18 protein-coding genes are annotated in these 15,098 nt (G+C 63.1%); 7 read left to right on the top strand and 11 right to left on the bottom strand.

Annotated elements, in window-relative coordinates; all coding sequences use genetic code 11:
- Nucleotides 1-66 precede the first annotated feature (66 nt).
- The 3 genes from hemN (at nt 67) to F6X62_RS20660 (ending at nt 2,976) form a co-directional block, all read left to right on the top strand.
- Nucleotides 67-1,449 carry an oxygen-independent coproporphyrinogen III oxidase gene (hemN, locus tag F6X62_RS20650; RefSeq protein WP_153774566.1) on the top strand — a complete coding sequence of 461 codons (1,383 nt, stop codon included), beginning with the start codon at nt 67-69 and terminating at the stop codon, nt 1,447-1,449.
- Nucleotides 1,450-1,639: 190 nt separating this feature from the next.
- Complete coding sequence (gene fnrA / locus F6X62_RS20655) at nt 1,640-2,374, top strand: Crp/Fnr family transcriptional regulator FnrA (protein ID WP_054894758.1); 735 nt, start codon at nt 1,640-1,642, stop codon at nt 2,372-2,374.
- Nucleotides 2,375-2,427: 53 nt separating this feature from the next.
- Nucleotides 2,428-2,976, top strand: coding sequence for an adenine phosphoribosyltransferase (locus tag F6X62_RS20660; RefSeq protein ID WP_063545653.1), 549 nt, complete (start codon nt 2,428-2,430; stop codon nt 2,974-2,976).
- A 32-nt stretch (nt 2,977-3,008) separates the two neighbouring features.
- Here the strand turns inward: F6X62_RS20660 and F6X62_RS20665 are convergent, their stop codons facing one another.
- The gene (locus F6X62_RS20665; RefSeq protein ID WP_153774567.1) at nt 3,009-3,938 is read right to left on the bottom strand and encodes a class I SAM-dependent methyltransferase; all 930 of its coding nucleotides are present in this window, start codon (nt 3,936-3,938) and stop codon (nt 3,009-3,011) included.
- Between the two features lie 29 nt (nt 3,939-3,967).
- Nucleotides 3,968-4,870 carry a DMT family transporter gene (locus F6X62_RS20670; protein WP_054894756.1) on the bottom strand — a complete coding sequence of 301 codons (903 nt, stop codon included), beginning with the start codon at nt 4,868-4,870 and terminating at the stop codon, nt 3,968-3,970.
- A gap of 132 nt (nt 4,871-5,002) precedes the next feature.
- Here F6X62_RS20670 and F6X62_RS20675 point away from each other — a divergent pair, with 132 nt between their 5' ends.
- The 3 genes from F6X62_RS20675 to F6X62_RS20685 all read left to right on the top strand — a co-directional run bounded on the left by F6X62_RS20675 (nt 5,003) and on the right by F6X62_RS20685 (nt 8,154).
- Entirely contained in the window at nt 5,003-5,440 is a 438-nt protein-coding gene (locus F6X62_RS20675) for an Lrp/AsnC family transcriptional regulator (RefSeq protein WP_063545655.1), read from the top strand.
- A gap of 432 nt (nt 5,441-5,872) precedes the next feature.
- Entirely contained in the window at nt 5,873-7,408 is a 1,536-nt protein-coding gene (locus F6X62_RS20680; protein ID WP_153774568.1) for an NCS1 family nucleobase:cation symporter-1, read from the top strand.
- 17 nt (nt 7,409-7,425) lie between these two features.
- Nucleotides 7,426-8,154 (top strand): aspartate/glutamate racemase family protein, encoded by a 729-nt coding sequence (locus F6X62_RS20685; protein WP_153774569.1) that lies wholly within the window; start codon nt 7,426-7,428, stop codon nt 8,152-8,154.
- A 79-nt stretch (nt 8,155-8,233) separates the two neighbouring features.
- Here the strand turns inward: F6X62_RS20685 and F6X62_RS20690 are convergent, their stop codons facing one another.
- From F6X62_RS20690 to F6X62_RS20710, 5 genes are all read right to left on the bottom strand, one after another.
- The gene (locus tag F6X62_RS20690; protein ID WP_063545657.1) at nt 8,234-8,479 is read right to left on the bottom strand and encodes a hypothetical protein; all 246 of its coding nucleotides are present in this window, start codon (nt 8,477-8,479) and stop codon (nt 8,234-8,236) included.
- Nucleotides 8,466-8,966 carry a hypothetical protein gene (locus F6X62_RS20695; RefSeq protein WP_153774570.1) on the bottom strand — a complete coding sequence of 167 codons (501 nt, stop codon included), beginning with the start codon at nt 8,964-8,966 and terminating at the stop codon, nt 8,466-8,468. Before F6X62_RS20695 ends, F6X62_RS20690 begins: the two co-directional genes overlap by 14 nt.
- Before the next feature lie 116 nt (nt 8,967-9,082).
- Nucleotides 9,083-9,742, bottom strand: a complete 660-nt coding sequence (locus F6X62_RS20700) for a hypothetical protein (RefSeq protein WP_054894750.1) — start codon at nt 9,740-9,742, stop codon at nt 9,083-9,085.
- Between the two features lie 174 nt (nt 9,743-9,916).
- The gene (locus F6X62_RS20705) at nt 9,917-10,255 is read right to left on the bottom strand and encodes an FKBP-type peptidyl-prolyl cis-trans isomerase (RefSeq protein WP_054894778.1); all 339 of its coding nucleotides are present in this window, start codon (nt 10,253-10,255) and stop codon (nt 9,917-9,919) included.
- 39 nt (nt 10,256-10,294) lie between these two features.
- Complete coding sequence (locus tag F6X62_RS20710) at nt 10,295-11,308, bottom strand: DMT family transporter (protein WP_306109882.1); 1,014 nt, start codon at nt 11,306-11,308, stop codon at nt 10,295-10,297.
- A gap of 73 nt (nt 11,309-11,381) precedes the next feature.
- Between F6X62_RS20710 and F6X62_RS20715 the strand changes: the two genes are divergently transcribed.
- Complete coding sequence (locus F6X62_RS20715; RefSeq protein ID WP_125929336.1) at nt 11,382-12,275, top strand: LysR substrate-binding domain-containing protein; 894 nt, start codon at nt 11,382-11,384, stop codon at nt 12,273-12,275.
- Here F6X62_RS20715 and F6X62_RS20720 read toward each other — a convergent pair.
- From F6X62_RS20720 to F6X62_RS20735, 4 genes are all read right to left on the bottom strand, one after another.
- Nucleotides 12,272-12,676: a GFA family protein gene (locus tag F6X62_RS20720; RefSeq protein ID WP_054894747.1), complete on the bottom strand. Its 405-nt coding sequence runs from the start codon at nt 12,674-12,676 to the stop codon at nt 12,272-12,274. The two genes, F6X62_RS20715 and F6X62_RS20720, sit on opposite strands and share 4 nt — an antisense overlap.
- Before the next feature lie 124 nt (nt 12,677-12,800).
- Complete coding sequence (locus F6X62_RS20725; protein WP_054895606.1) at nt 12,801-13,589, bottom strand: PhzF family phenazine biosynthesis protein; 789 nt, start codon at nt 13,587-13,589, stop codon at nt 12,801-12,803.
- A 37-nt stretch (nt 13,590-13,626) separates the two neighbouring features.
- The gene (locus tag F6X62_RS20730) at nt 13,627-14,565 is read right to left on the bottom strand and encodes a 2-hydroxyacid dehydrogenase (RefSeq protein ID WP_153774571.1); all 939 of its coding nucleotides are present in this window, start codon (nt 14,563-14,565) and stop codon (nt 13,627-13,629) included.
- Nucleotides 14,566-14,668: 103 nt separating this feature from the next.
- Entirely contained in the window at nt 14,669-15,094 is a 426-nt protein-coding gene (locus F6X62_RS20735; protein WP_065862031.1) for a hypothetical protein, read from the bottom strand.
- Between the last annotated feature and the right edge of the window lie 4 nt (nt 15,095-15,098).

Consider the following 15,098-nt stretch of genomic DNA (forward strand, 5'->3'; position numbering starts at 1 on the left):
TCAAGACCCCTTCCTACAGACATATCTAGACTCCGGGCACTGCTGCTCTATCCGGGGACTGCCCACATGCTCGACGACCTACGTTGGGATGCCGACCTGATCCGTCGCTACGATCTGGCCGGACCACGCTACACCTCCTACCCGACCGCCGTGCAATTGCATGGCGAAGTGGGTTCGTTCGACTTGCTGCATGCCCTGCGCGAAAGCCGCCGTGCGGTGCGCCCGCTGTCGTTGTACGTGCACGTGCCGTTCTGCGCCAACATCTGCTACTACTGCGCCTGCAACAAAGTCATCACCAAAGACCGCGCCCGCGCCGCGCCCTACCTGCAGCGCCTGGAGCAGGAGATCCAGCTGATCGCCTGTCACCTCGACCCCAAGCAACGGGTCGAACAACTGCATTTCGGCGGTGGCACCCCCACTTTTCTCAGCCATGTGGAACTGCGCCAGCTGATGACCTGCCTGCGCCAGCATTTCAACCTGCTGGATGACGATTCGGGTGACTACGGCATCGAGCTCGACCCGCGCGAGGCCGACTGGTCGACCATGGGCCTGTTGCGCGAGCTGGGCTTCAACCGTGTCAGCCTCGGCGTGCAGGACCTGGACCCGGCCGTGCAGCGAGCGATCAACCGCCTGCAGAGCCTGGAGCAGACCCGCGCTCTGGTGGAAGCCGCACGCACCCTGCAATTCCGCTCGGTGAACCTCGACCTGATCTACGGCCTGCCACGCCAGAGCCCGGAAGGTTTCGCCCGCACCGTCGAGGAGGTGATTCGCCTGCAGCCGGACCGCCTGTCGGTGTTCAACTATGCGCACCTGCCCGAACGCTTCATGCCCCAGCGACGCATCGACGCCGCCGAGCTGCCAGCCCCGGCCGCCAAGCTGGAAATGCTGCACAACACCATCGAGCAACTCACCGCCGCCGGCTATCGCTATATCGGCATGGACCACTTCGCCCTGCCCGACGATGAACTGGCCATCGCCCAGGAGGAAGGTACCCTGCAACGCAACTTCCAGGGCTACACCACCCACGGTCATTGCGACCTCGTGGGGCTGGGGGTTTCGGCCATCAGTCAGATCGGCGATCTCTACTGCCAGAACAGCAGCGACCTGAACACCTACCAGGACACCCTCTCCAGCGCCCAACTGGCGACCCAGCGTGGCCTGCTGTGCAATCAGGATGACCGTGTGCGCAGGGCCGTGATCCAGCAACTGATCTGTCATTTCGAACTGGACTTCGAGCAGATCGAGCAGGCTTTCACCCTGGACTTTCGTGGTTACTTCAAAGGGCTCTGGCCGCAACTGCAGGCCATGCAGCGCGACGGCCTGGTCACTCTCGACAGCCGCGGTATCAAGGTGCTGCCGGCAGGTCGGCTGCTGGTGCGCTCGGTCTGCATGGTGTTCGATGCCTACCTGGACCTGCACAATCGCCAACGTTTTTCCCGGGTCATCTAGTCGTTTTTCCGAGACGTTACACCGCATGGACAGTCCGCCTTGTCAGGCACACCATGGATTGGTAGAAGGCGCCCGAAGTCATCCACGCAGGGCGTCGCCAAGCCGCACCAAAAAAGTGCAGGCTGGCCTCTAGTCCAGCTGTAGGTTACCCTTACAGCTTATGTGTGCTTTATCACAAGGATCGAAAGAAATGTCCGAGCCAGTCAAACTGCGCCCTCACAGCCAGGCCCATTGCAAGGATTGCAGCCTGGCCCCTCTGTGCCTGCCCCTGTCGCTCAATCTCGAGGACATGGACGCACTGGATGAAATCGTCAAGCGCGGCCGCCCACTGAAGAAGGGCGAGTTCCTGTTCCGCCAGGGTGACAATTTCGGCTCGGTCTACGCTGTACGCTCCGGCGCCCTCAAGACCTTCAGCCTCAGCGATGCCGGCGAAGAGCAGATCACCGGCTTCCACCTGCCCAGCGAACTGGTCGGGCTATCGGGCATGGACACCGAAGCCTATCCGGTCTCGGCCCAGGCCCAGGAAACCACGTCGGTCTGCGAAATCCCCTTCGAACGCCTCGATGAGCTCTCGGTGCAACTGCCGCAACTGCGCCGCCAACTGATGCGGGTGATGAGTCGCGAGATCCGCGACGACCAGCAGATGATGCTGCTGCTGTCGAAAAAGACCGCCGACGAGCGAATCGCCACCTTCCTGGTCAACCTCTCGGCACGCTTCCGCGCCCGCGGTTATTCGGCCAACCAGTTCCGCCTGAGCATGTCGCGCAACGAGATCGGCAACTACCTGGGCCTGGCGGTGGAAACCGTGTCGCGCGTGTTCACCCGCTTCCAGCAGAACGGCCTGCTCAAGGCCGAAGGCAAGGAAGTGCATATCCTCGACCCGATCCAGCTGTGCGCGCTGGCCGGTGGTGCGATGGAGGTCTGATCGCTATCACGGCAGGGTATACTGACGCCACGTTTTTCCAGGATACCCGCCCCATGCACAGCGACACCTTCGACCTCAAAGCCCTGATCCGCCCGGTAGTGGACTTCCCCAAGCCGGGCGTGATCTTTCGTGACATCACTCCGCTGTTCCAGTCGCCACGCGGGCTGCGCTATGTCGCCGACCAGTTCATCGAGCGCTATGTCGAGGCCGAGTTCAGCCACATCGGTGCCATGGATGCACGGGGTTTTCTGATCGGCTCGATCATCGCCCACCAACTGAACAAGCCGCTGATCCTGTTCCGCAAGCAGGGCAAACTGCCGGCCGACGTACTCTCGGAGCCCTACCAGACCGAATACGGCGAAGCCTTCCTGGAAGTGCATGCCGACAGCCTGTGCGACGGCGATTCGGTGCTGATCTTCGATGACCTGATCGCCACCGGCGGCACCCTGCTGGCGGCCGCCAACCTGGTGCGCCGTACCGGTGCCAAGGTATTCGAAGCTGCAGCGATCATCGACCTGCCCGAACTCGAAGGCTCGCGCCGCCTGCAAGCCGCCGGGGTGCCGACTTTCTGCCTGACCGAGTTTTCGCTGTCCGAATACTGATCAGCGACCGGGCCGAACCCGAGTCCTCGGGTTCAGCCCTGCCGTTGGAAGACCAGCGCCTTCAACCCGCCTTGTGGGTCGGCATCGGGAAACTCCGGTGGATTCTCGAGACGCTGGACAAACGCCAGCTGCGGCGCCTGCTGCGCCATGCCGTCGATGAGAAATTCCGGGCCGATCGCCGGATCGTTCACGCAGGCCAGCACTGTCCCGCCCTCACTCAGCAGTTCGGGTAAACGACGCAGGATCTTGGCGTAGTCCTGGGTGAGCACGAAGCTGCCACGCTGGAAGGTCGGCGGGTCGATGATGATCAGGTCGTACGGGCCGTACTTGCGCACCTTGCCCCACGACTTGAACAGCTCATGCCCGAGATAAGCGACGCATGACGCATCATGGCCATTGAGGCGGTGGTTCTCGCGCCCACGCGACAGCGCCGACTTGGCCATGTCCAGGTTCACCACCTGCTGTGCGCCACCGGCGATGGCCGCCACAGAGAACCCGCAGGTGTAGGCGAAGAGATTCAGCACCCGCTTGCCCGCCGCCTGCTCCCGCACCCAGCGGCGACCGTAGCGCATGTCCAGGAACAATCCGTTGTTCTGGCGAACGCCCAGATCCAGCAGGTACTTCAAGCCGTCCTCGATCACCTCGCGCTGCTGGCAGGGCTCGCCGAGCAGCCACTGACCAGGGCTGTCGGGCAGGTAGCGGTGCTGCAGCAGGATCGCCTGGCCGCTCCATTGCGGGCGCTCGGCGAGGGCACGCAGCATCGCCTCGAGCTCGGCCAACTGGCCATCGGGCGGCTCGCGGAACAGCGCGACCGACAGCACCCCGTCGAGCCAGTCGACGGTGATCTGCTCCAGGCCCGGCCAGCAACGGCCACGCCCATGGAACAGACGACGGGTTTCGACAGGCGCGGGGTCGAGGGCGGTGAGCAGGTGCTGCTCCAGAGTGTGGATCGGGGAGGTCATGGCGGGCCGCATAGCGAAAAACCGCCATTCTACCTGCTTTGTGAGGCCGAGGCCGCCCTGCGCGACCTGAACCACCAGCCCTGCTGCATCCCTGCCGCCGCCAGCAGGATCAGCGCCACGCCCAGCCACTGCAGCGGTGCCAAGCGATGACCGAAGGCTACCCAGTCCACCAGGATCGCGGCAATCGGATAGATGAACGACAGGGCGCCGGTCAGCGCCGTGGGTAGGCGTTGGATGGCGCTGTACAACAGCACGTACATCAACCCGGTATGCACCACCCCCAGTGTCACCAGACTACCCAGCGCAGCAGGCGCTGCCGGCAGCCCGCCGAACCCGACCCAAGGGGCCAGCAGCAGTGCGCCGGTACTTACCTGGATCAAGGCAATCAGGTGCGGCGGGGTCCCGCTCAAGCGCTTGATGATCAATGCCGCCACGGCATAGAGCAGCGCCGCCCCCAATGCCAGGCCGATACCCAGCAGGTACTCATCGCCGCCCTGCCCTTGCCCGTGAGCGCTGACGATCGCCAGCATGCCGAGGAAGGCCAGTGTCAGCCAGGTCAGCTTGGCTGCGGTAATCCGCTCGCCAAGAAACACCGCCGCCAGGCCCACCAGCAGGAACGGCTGGACGTTGTACACGGCCGTGCCGATGGCGATCGAGGCGCGCGAATAAGAGGCGAACAGCAACAACCAGTTGCCGACGATGGCGACCCCGCTGAGCACCGCCAACAGGAAGGTGGTGCGGCTCAGGATACCCGGCTTGAGGAAGCCCATGACCGCACAAATCAGCAGCAAGGTGCCAGCGCCCAGAACGCAGCGCCAGAACACCACGTCCAGCACCGGCTGCCCGGACACCAGCACGAACCAGCCAATGGTTCCGGAAATCAGCATGGCGGCGACCATTTCCAGCGAGCCGCGACGAATCGAACTGTCCATCTCATGCCTCCTGTCGAAGATGGCAACAGTATGCTGGCGCAGACATGGGCACTCCAGCGGATAAACAAGGCCAGAATCACCAATCGCCTTTACTATCAAGGCAGATTTGCACTTTTACCTGACGAGGCAAGTATGACCGACGATATCGACCAACTGCTGATCAATGCCCTGATGGAGGATTCGCGCCGCTCGCTCAAGGCCCTGGCGCAGATCAGCGGCCTCTCCGCCCCCAGCGTCAGCGAGCGGCTGCGCCGCCTGGAGGAACGCGGCGTGCTTCGCGGCTACACCGTGGAAATCGACCCACGCTGTTTCGGTTACCAGTTACAGGCCATCGTGCGAATCCGGCCGCTGCCGGGGCAATTGCAGGAAGTCGAGCGGCAGATCGTCGCCATTCCCGAGTTCACCGAATGCGACAAGGTTACCGGCGAGGACTGCTTCATCGCCCGCCTGCATGTGCGCTCGATGGAACAGCTGGACACCCTGCTTGACCGGCTCAACACCCTGGCCGAGACCAACACCGCGATCATCAAGAAGACACCGGTCAAGCGGCGCCTGCCGCCGATGGCATGACCCAAGACTTGTACACAAGAATGTCACCTAGAGTGCCATTTTTGTGTGCACTGGTTACGGACATGCCCCAACACGTTACACCGGAAAGCCGATAAAAATTGACTCTAAAATCAACTAATAAGTGAATGTAAAATAAATGCTGATCAAATGGTCAGTTTATAGTTCTTTATTTTCATAAAGTTATTAAACAAAAGGTCAAAGTCAAAGTAATAGCAACTCATAAACTGTGCCCTCTCTGGCATGGAACTGGCTTAAGTGAACTTGTGTTTTGTATACAACTTAAACAAAACATAAATACACAAGAACACGCAGCGCCTGCCCCGCAGGCCGCTAGCGCCCAGAACCCAGTGATGCCAATGCTGCACAGACGAGAAGGCGAGCCCGTGCGCAAGCCCGCCTCATCGCAGTCCTAGCGCATCAGGAGCCGCCGGAATGAGTAGCAGTCTCGACCTTGCCCCTGAACTTTCCGTTGCCAGCACCAGCCCCACCGCCACCACGCTGGAAAACCCCGCCGGACCGTACGAGCTGAGCCCACGCCTGCACAATCGTGATCTTGCGCCCACCCGTATCGAGGGGCGGCGCTGGGGTGGCTACAGCATCTTCGCGCTGTGGACCAACGATGTGCACAACATCGCCAACTACTCTTTCGCCATGGGGCTGTTCGCCCTGGGCCTTGGCGGCTGGCAGATTCTGGTCTCTCTGGCGATCGGTGCCGCGCTTGTCTACTTCTTCATGAACCTCTCCGGCTACATGGGCCAGAAGACCGGCGTACCGTTCCCGGTCATGAGCCGCATCGCCTTCGGTATCCATGGCGCGCAGATTCCCGCGCTGATCCGCGCGGTGATCGCCATCGCCTGGTTCGGTATCCAGACCTACCTGGCCTCGGTGGTACTGCGCGTGCTGCTCACCGCCGTGTGGCCACAGGTAGCCGCCTATGACCACGACAGCATTCTCGGATTGTCGAGCCTGGGCTGGGTATGCTTCGTGGCGATCTGGATCGTGCAGTTGGTGATCCTCGCCTACGGCATGGAGATGGTGCGCCGTTACGAAGGTTTCGCCGGGCCGGTGATCCTGCTGACCGTGGCGAGCCTGGCCGCCTGGATGTTCTTCAAGAACGATGCGCGCATCGCCTGGTCGGTGGCCGATCCGCTGACCGGCTACGAGATGTGGCGCAACATCTTTGCCGGCGGCGCGCTCTGGCTGGCAATCTACGGCACCCTGGTGCTCAACTTCTGCGACTTCGCCCGGTCCTCGCCATGCCGCAGGACCATCCGCGTCGGCAATTTCTGGGGCCTGCCAGTGAACATCCTGGTGTTTGCGGTGATCACCGTGGTGCTGTGCGGCGCACAGTTCCAGATCAACGGGCAGGTGATCGACAGCCCGACCCAGATCGTCGCTACCATCCCCAAGACCCTGTTCCTGGTCCTGGGCTGCATGGCCTTCCTGATCGTCACCGTTGCGGTGAACATCATGGCCAACTTCGTCGCGCCAGCCTTCGTGCTCAGCAACCTGGCACCACGCCACCTGAACTTCCGCCGCGCCGGGCTGATCAGTGCCACCGTGGCGGTGCTGATCCTGCCGTGGAACCTGTACAACAGCCCGCTGGTGATCGTGTACTTCCTGTCCGGCCTGGGCGCCCTGCTTGGCCCGCTGTACGGGGTGATCATGTCCGACTACTGGCTGTTGCGCAAAGGCCGGGTCAACGTGCCAGAGCTGTACAGCGAGAACCCGACCGGCGCTTATCACTACTCGCGTGGCGTCAACCTGCGGGCGCTCGCTGCGTTCATTCCATCGGCCCTCCTGGCGATCGTGCTGGCGCTGGTACCGCACTTCCACAGCGTCGCGCCATTCTCCTGGCTGATCGGCGCAGGTACCGCGGCCGCGCTCTACCTGCTCATCGCACCGCGCAATCGCCAATACCTCGACGTCAGCGGCGAAGCCATCGCCGTCGACCACAGCAGCCATTGATCAAGGGAAGTTCGTTCATGCGTATTCTGATCGCCAACGTCAACACCACCGAAGCCATTACCGAGGCCATCGCCGAACAGGCACGCAGCGTTGCAGCGTCCGGTACCGAGATCGTCGGGCTGACGCCCTGGTTCGGCGCGGAGTCGGTGGAGGGAAATTTCGAGAGCTATCTGGCCGCCATCGCCGTGATGGACCGGGTGCTGGCCTACGACCAGCCCTACGACGCCGTGATCCAGGCCGGCTACGGCGAGCACGGACGCGAAGGTTTGCAGGAGCTGCTCAATGTACCGGTGGTGGACATCACCGATGCCGCCGCCAGCACCGCGATGTACCTGGGCCATGCCTACTCGGTGGTCACCACGCTGGACCGCACCGTGCCACTGATCGAGGATCGCCTGAAGCTGTCCGGACTGTATGACCGCTGCGCCTCGGTGCGGGCGAGCGGCCTGGCCGTACTGGAACTGGAGGCTGATCCACAGCGCGCCGTGGAGGCCATCGTCGAACAGGCCGAACGTGCCGTGCGTGATGACAAGGCCGAGGTGATCTGCCTGGGCTGCGGCGGCATGGCCGGGCTCGACGAACAGATTCGCCAGCGTACCGGCGTGCCGGTGGTTGATGGCGTGAGTGCGGCGGTGACCATCGCCGAATCGCTGGTGCGATTGGGGTTGAGCACGTCGAAAGTGCGCACCTATGCGACGCCACGGGTGAAGAAGGTGGTGGGCTGGCCGATGCGGTTGGGGCGATAAATTCAGCTCGAGGCCGCCGTATCGTCATCCTGAAGGCGCGGCGGCCTTGTCACAAGCTGACCCACTCTCCCAGTGATGCTTACGACTTGTCGACATGCCGGTTGCTGCGCAGCATGAGAAAAATGCCGATGGATACAGCGGACGACTTCCACATGATTATTTCGTGACCGAAAACTCTCCACATTTCGGTCCATAAAGAGCTGGTCAAGCCCCCCGCTAGAAGGGCCAGCCCTACCCATCCGCGCCAGGGTGATACGGTCCAGCGATCCAGTGTCCACCAGATGATCATGATCAAAATCGGCTGCAGCAGATCATCGAACGACATGTTCAACCCCAGCTTTCAGTAACAGGGAAGTAGAACTGCGTTGCGGACCAATACCGCCCTGGACCTTGGCCTCGACTGGTACCAAGACATCACCCGCGTGAAACGTTGGCAGACGATTGGAGACAAAAGCGAATGTGCCCATCTTTGCCGCACCAACTACCAACGCCGGGGCGAACGTCCCGGTGACTGCAGCCCCCCCTGCCGACACCAGAGCAGCGACTGTCCAGCGCTGTGAGTTCAGAGCATCCCCCTGCTCGCGCGTCAACGGCAATGAAACCGCCACCACCATTACGCAGGGCAACTGCCCGGCCTGCATCCGCTCGTACAGTTCCTTCACCTTGCCGACCACGCGATACTGATGTCGGCCCGCTGTTGGAATATGCAGCGTATTGAGCCAGCAGCAGTTATCGGCCCTCACGGTGAACTCGATGACGTCGAAGGTCACGCCGCGATGACCGATGAACCGATAAGACCGATCGATTTCCATGCAACTCCGCATTCCTCACGCCCGGAATCGGATTTCCGGAAACCCGTGAACAGTGCCCTGTCGTCACTTGGAAATAAGTCAGTCTGGACACCCCGACCGAGTCAGAAACGTCTGAATCAGGTCGGGCAAACCTCGGACCCACCATCGAGTTCCTGACGCACGTTGCGGCTGAGCATGGTGGCCTTGCCGTCATGCCAGGTCAGGGTGATCACGTACAGAGTGTCGAAATCATCGCCGTCCCAGTCCGAGGTGATGACGCGCTTCTCGCCCAGGGCCTTGCCAGCCACGGCGTTGATCAGGTCTGGCAGGTAGCCGTGCGACCAGGCGGTATAGACCGTGGCGTTGCGGTACTTGGCGCGCAGCAGTTCTTCGGCGAGGTCGTCGTAGTCGTTGGCGCCGAAGTCGATATTGACCGGCAGCCCGAGGCGGATGGCGCTGGGGCTGATGGTCATGAGCGGACGGATGTAGCTGTAGCGTTTATCCTCGCTGCCCTCCTCGACATGTCGGCCGGGGTCGGCGGCGAACACGTAGTCGGCAGCGCCGAAACGCTCAGGCAGCAACGTGGCCAGGTCGATGGCGCGGTTGAGGCCCTGGCAGTTCAGTTGCCCCAGCCCCTCGCCGGGCTTTTCGGCGTGGCGCAGGAACACCAGCGTCTGGGTTCCATCACCGTGCTGGTCGCGACTTTGCACCACATCGAGGGTCAGCGGTATCAGCACCGCGGCGAGGGTGAGACCGAGAAACAGGTGACGGCGTCGCAGGTATTGCATCCACTTCATGGCAGGGCTCGTTCGGCTAAGGACGGGGAGCATCCTTGCTTGTGCACCATCCTTGCCGGCGGCGGTGCAAGGCACCGGCCGCCTGATGGGCTCTTCCATGCTGGCCCTCCCTGGCAGCAGCCATGTTGGACCATCGATGTTGCCGAATTACGTCACCCTTGCAACAACTGGACATCAATCATCCCGCGTCAGCACCTCGAGCAACTCGATCTCGAAGGTCAGGTCCGAGTTCGGCGGGATGCTGCCGACCGAGCGCTCGCCATAGCCCAGGTGCGCGGGTACCTGCAGCCTGCGCTTGCCGCCCACGCGCATGCCCATCAGGCCCTGGTCCCAGCCCTTGATCACCCGGCCGGTACCGATCACGCACTGGAAGGGCTTCCCGCGCGACCAGGACGAGTCGAACTCGCTGCCGTCGGCCAGCCAGCCGGTGTACTGGGTGGTGATCAGGGCGCCTTTGACCACGGCCTTGCCGTCGCCTTCCTGGATCTCGGTGATGTGCAGTTCCTGAGTCACGATCATTTCCTTGCGGCAGATTTCGAGGCCGCCCTTTTCTCAGGAATGCACGGATTTGGCAAGTCCGGGGGCGACGTCGTGCTGGCGCATCGACCACAGCACGCCACCGATCACCAGCACGATGGCTGCTGCCTCCAGCAAGGTTGGGCCAGACTGGCGCCAGAGGAAGGCATACAGCAGGCCGAACAGCGTCTCGAACACGATCAGTTGCCCGCTCAAGGTCAGTGGCAGACGCTTGGAGGCGGCATTCCACAAGGCCATGGCCAACCAGGAGCCGAGCACGGCGCAACCCAGCGCGGCAACCCAGAACAACCACCAGCGTTCGACACTGGCCTGCGCCTGCAATTGCTGCGGGAACCACAGGGCCAGAATGGCCAGCAGCACCAGGCTGACAAGACCGGTAACCGCGCCACACAGCACCGACCACTGGTGGCTGTCGAAACGTGCGCACTGCTTGAGGTAGCGGCTGTTCTCCCCGGCGTACCAGGTCCAGCAGGCCAGGGCGACCAGCGCATAGACCAAGCCCATGAACTTGTCGCCAGCATCGCCTGCTGCGAAGGCGAATGTCTCGAGGTTGATGCACGACATGCCGAGCAGGATCAGCATCAGCGGGCCGATCAGGCGCGACAGCGGCACCGCCCCGCTGTCGTTGCGGCCATAGAGAGTAATGGTCAGCGGCAGCACACCGACGATCAACGAGGCGGGGGCCACGCCCAGGCGCTGGATCGCCGCCACCAGGCAGATGAAGTACAGCAGGTTGCCGATCACCGACAGGCGCAACAGCATCCACAGGTCGCCCACCGTCAGGCGCCGCAACTGGCGGGCCATGGGCAGTGCCAGCAGCACCGAGATCAAGCCGACCATCACATAGCGCACGGTGCTGAGCAACACCGGATTGAACTCTGGCAGCACCTCCGGAACCATCAGTACCAACCCCCACATTGCGCCAGCCGTGCCGGCATACATCACCCCGCGTTTCACCTTGTCTCTCCTGTTGGTGGATGCGCGCAGGCTACCGGTTGCACGCTTGACCGACAAAAGATGAATGGGCATGCAGCCATTCCCTGGAGGAATGGCTTTCAGCTGAGTATGCTGACGCTCTGTAATTCCAGCAGGCGCCACCACCATGAGCCGCTACAGCCGTCACCTTCCGCCCCTCGACACGTTGATCGCCTTCGAAGCCGTGGCACGCACCGGCAGCTTCACCCGTGCAGCGGGCGAGCTGTACCTGACGCAAAGCGCGGTGAGCAAGCAGATCCGTCTGCTCGAGGATCATCTCGGCGCACAGCTGTTCGAGCGACGCGCCCGAGGCATCGTCCTGACCACCGCGGGCACGCAGTTCCACGGTTTCGTCGAGCCGATGCTCGACAAACTGTTGGCCCACGTACAGCGGCTCAAGAGCGGGCACGGCGATCGACACGTCAGTGTCATCTGCACCCACGCCGTCGCCCAGTACTGGCTGTTCCCGCGCCTGCTGCGGTTCAACGAGCAGCATCCAGAACTGACGGTGAATATCCACGCCAGCAACGACATCAACGAGAGCCTGATCGCCGACTACGACCTCGGTATTCTCTATGGGCATGGCCGCTGGGCCTCGTTGCAGGCCGGCAAGCTGTTCGACGAGGTGATCTTCCCGATCGCCAGTACCGCACGCGCGCTGCCCACCATCGACAACGTTGCGCAGTTGCAGGGGCTACCGCTGATTCAGCTGGATGCCTCGGCCTGGAACTGCCTGGACTGGCATGACTGGTTCAGCCATTTCGGCTTGCGCTACCAGCCGCCGGCCGATGCGCTGACCTTCAATCAGGTCAATCTGGTGTTCGATGCCGTGCTGCAGGGCATGGGGGTGGGCTTGGGCTGGGAAGCCATGGCTCGCGAACGCATAAAAAGCGGGCTGATCCGACCGGTGTCGGACTTCGTGGTCCGCACCGGCCAGGCCGACTACCTCGTGCACGACCGACAGAACCCGCCCTCGTCCGCCGCCGAGGTGTTCGCCGAATGGCTGCTGGAGCAGGCCTAGCTGAACAGCTGCATGACCTGCTCGCCGGTGAGGTCCTGGGTCTGATTGGAGAAGCAGTACCAGCTCGGGCGCTCGTCGACGTAGATCTGCATCGTGAACTGCCAGTCATCGCCTTTGAGCAGGCCGACCGGCAAGGCGTATTCGTTCTTGGCGATCAACCGGTAGTAGAGGTGAGTGCCACACTGCCCGCAAAAGCCCCGCTCGGCCCAGTCGGAGGAGCGGAAGACGCTGGGAACAGCGCCTTCGAAACTGGGCGGCTGGGTGCAGTGCACGGCCAACATCGGGCCCCCGGCCCAGGTGCGGCACATGCTGCAGTGGCAAGCGTTGACTTCGAGGTTTTCGACCGTGGCAGTCAGGCGGGTGGCGCCGCAGAGGCAGGCGCCGTGCTTGGTATGAGACATGGGATGGGCTCCTGGCGGGTGGGGAAGCTGCAAAGTATAGCGGTACCGCTACAGACCTCTTTGCGGGCAAGTCGCAGCGGCGAACCGCCGCTCCCACAAGAGACCCGCAAGCCACCCTCGCCAGTCAGATGAACACTGTCCCTCGCATATACAGCGCCCCACGCCCACTGATGATCACCCGGCCGTTACCCGGCACCTCGCACTGCAACTGCCCCTTGCGCACCCCGCCCTGCTCGCAGCTGAGGCTGCGCTTGCCGAGGCGCTCGGACCAGTAAGGCGCCAGCGAGGTGTGTGCCGAGCCGGTCACCGGATCTTCGTTGATCCCCACGCGAGGGCCGAACCAGCGGGTGACAAAGTCGAAGCCGCGCCCCGGCGCAGTCACGGCAATGCCACGCACATCGAAGGCCGACAGCGCGACGAAATCGGGCTTGAGTGGATCGATCAACGCAGCATCATCGATCACCACCACGAAGTCATCCGAGCGGTACAGCGCGCGGGCGCTCGGCAGGCCGAGGGCCTCGAGCAGGCCATCGGGGATGTCCACCGCCACAGGTTGCTTGGCCGGGAAGTCCATGGCCAGCAAGCCATCTGCACCGCGACTGACGCGCAGCTCACCGCTGCGGGTATTGAAGCGCAACACCTCGGCCTGCTCATGCAACTGCTCGAACAACACCCAGGCCGAAGCCAGGGTGGCGTGGCCGCACAAATCGACCTCCACGGCCGGGGTGAACCAGCGCAGGTCGAAGCCTTCGCCGTTACGCACGAAGTAGGCCGTCTCGGACAGGTTGTTCTCTTCGGCGACGCGCTGCAGCACATCGTCCGGCAGCCAGCTGTCCAGCGGAATCACCGCCGCTGGGTTACCGCCAAACGGTTCGGCCGAAAAAGCATCGACCTGGAAGATCTCAAGTTGCATGCACACACTCCTTGTCAGGCGGGATCGAAAGCTGGGGCTACAACAGTACTGGCGTGAGCACCGGCTCGCCAGCGAAGAATGCCTGGAGATTGCGCAGCACCAGGGTCACGGTGTCGCGCGCCGCTTCCGGCGACTGGCCGGCGACATGCGGGGTCAGCACGGTATTGCCCAACACCTTGAGTGCCTCGGGCACGGCAGGCTCGTCATCGAAGACATCCAATGCTGCGCCAGCGATGACGCCTGCCTGCAATGCCTGCACGAGCGCCTGGGTATCGACCACGCTCGCGCGGGCGATATTGACCAGATACCCCTCGCCCCCCAGCGCCTCGAGCACCGGGGCATCGACCAGATGCAGGGTACCGGCACCACCCGGGGTGGCGATCACCAGGATGTCCACGGCCTGGGCCAGTTGCAACGGGCTTTCGTACCAGGTGTAGGGCACATCACCACGCGGCGTACGACTGTGGTAGCTGACGCTCATGTCGAAGCCCTGGGCTGCACGCTTGGCGATGGCCTGGCCGATGGCGCCAAGGCCGATGATGCCAAGGCGCTTGCCGCTCACCGATGGGCTGATGACCCGGTTCCATTCACCGCGCCGGGTGCTGGCATCGGCCCGGGGAATGTCGCGCAACATTGCCAGCAACAGGGCCATGGCGTGATCGGCGACCGGACCTGCGTTGGCGCCAGCACCGTTGGTGACGGTGATGCCACGGGCCTTGGCGGCGGCCAGGTCGACCTGCTCATAGCCTGCGCCGATCACGCAGATGATTTCGAGTTTGGGCAGTGCCTGGATTTCAGCACCGGTCAGGCCCAGCGGGCCACGGGTGAGGACAGCATCGATCTGCTCGGCATGCTCGGCGATGGCTTGCGCTCGCCGTTGCGGGGATGGGGCACGAATCAGGCGGTAACCCGCCTGCTCCAGCAGCGGCAGGTAATCATCGACGGTTTCCACCAGTACCAGGACTGTTTTGCTCATGCCACCCTCCGGTTCGATTCAGAGGGGGATTATGCCAGTTCGGCGGGAGACTGCGAGGGCCTCTATCGCGGGGGCGAGCCCACGACAGGGACGTGAAGGATACTTACTGCGCGAAGGCCCTGCCCAACCCGCCCGGCACACCGCTGCTGTCGGTTTCCTGCCAGGGGCCATTGGGGCTCAGCGACCAGCTCCAGCCCTTGTCATAACGGTAGTAGGTGCGCTGACGATAGAAGGTGTTGGGCTGCTTCTCCAGCACATAGACGCCAAGCTTCGGGTCCCAGTGGCTGGCACCGCCTGGCGGGGGCGCGAAGCTCGCGGAGGTGCGTGGCATCGGCTTGGGAATACCGGACGGCGCGCCAGGCTGCGGTGCGGGCTGTCCGCCCGGTAGCGGCTTGACCACCGGCCCCTGGTGCGGTGGTGGCGTGGTCTCGATCGGTGGCAGCGACTCGCGCTCGCCTGGCTGGTGCACCGTACAGGCAGAAAGCCCCAGGGCCAGGGTGATCAGGGTCAGGCGTACGCTGCGGTTCATGGCG

Origin of the sequence: Pseudomonas sp. MNR3A (assembly GCF_009650575.1) — a bacterium.
GTDB lineage: Bacteria > Pseudomonadota > Gammaproteobacteria > Pseudomonadales > Pseudomonadaceae > Aquipseudomonas > Aquipseudomonas machongensis.

Coding starts and splice junctions, on each gene's coding strand:
- F6X62_RS20660 (WP_063545653.1), top strand. CDS start 2,428: ATGCACAGCGACACCTTCGACCTCAAAGCCCTGATCCGCCCGGTAGTG.
- F6X62_RS20690 (WP_063545657.1), bottom strand. CDS start 8,479: ATGTCGTTCGATGATCTGCTGCAGCCGATTTTGATCATGATCATCTGG.
- hemN (WP_153774566.1), top strand. CDS start 67: ATGCTCGACGACCTACGTTGGGATGCCGACCTGATCCGTCGCTACGAT.
- F6X62_RS20670 (WP_054894756.1), bottom strand. CDS start 4,870: ATGGACAGTTCGATTCGTCGCGGCTCGCTGGAAATGGTCGCCGCCATG.
- F6X62_RS20730 (WP_153774571.1), bottom strand. CDS start 14,565: ATGAGCAAAACAGTCCTGGTACTGGTGGAAACCGTCGATGATTACCTG.
- F6X62_RS20735 (WP_065862031.1), bottom strand. CDS start 15,094: ATGAACCGCAGCGTACGCCTGACCCTGATCACCCTGGCCCTGGGGCTT.
- F6X62_RS20700 (WP_054894750.1), bottom strand. CDS start 9,742: ATGAAGTGGATGCAATACCTGCGACGCCGTCACCTGTTTCTCGGTCTC.
- F6X62_RS20685 (WP_153774569.1), top strand. CDS start 7,426: ATGCGTATTCTGATCGCCAACGTCAACACCACCGAAGCCATTACCGAG.
- fnrA (WP_054894758.1), top strand. CDS start 1,640: ATGTCCGAGCCAGTCAAACTGCGCCCTCACAGCCAGGCCCATTGCAAG.
- F6X62_RS20710 (WP_306109882.1), bottom strand. CDS start 11,308: ATGCCCATTCATCTTTTGTCGGTCAAGCGTGCAACCGGTAGCCTGCGC.
- F6X62_RS20725 (WP_054895606.1), bottom strand. CDS start 13,589: ATGCAACTTGAGATCTTCCAGGTCGATGCTTTTTCGGCCGAACCGTTT.
- F6X62_RS20720 (WP_054894747.1), bottom strand. CDS start 12,676: ATGTCTCATACCAAGCACGGCGCCTGCCTCTGCGGCGCCACCCGCCTG.
- F6X62_RS20715 (WP_125929336.1), top strand. CDS start 11,382: ATGAGCCGCTACAGCCGTCACCTTCCGCCCCTCGACACGTTGATCGCC.
- F6X62_RS20675 (WP_063545655.1), top strand. CDS start 5,003: ATGACCGACGATATCGACCAACTGCTGATCAATGCCCTGATGGAGGAT.
- F6X62_RS20680 (WP_153774568.1), top strand. CDS start 5,873: ATGAGTAGCAGTCTCGACCTTGCCCCTGAACTTTCCGTTGCCAGCACC.
- F6X62_RS20695 (WP_153774570.1), bottom strand. CDS start 8,966: ATGGAAATCGATCGGTCTTATCGGTTCATCGGTCATCGCGGCGTGACC.
- F6X62_RS20665 (WP_153774567.1), bottom strand. CDS start 3,938: ATGACCTCCCCGATCCACACTCTGGAGCAGCACCTGCTCACCGCCCTC.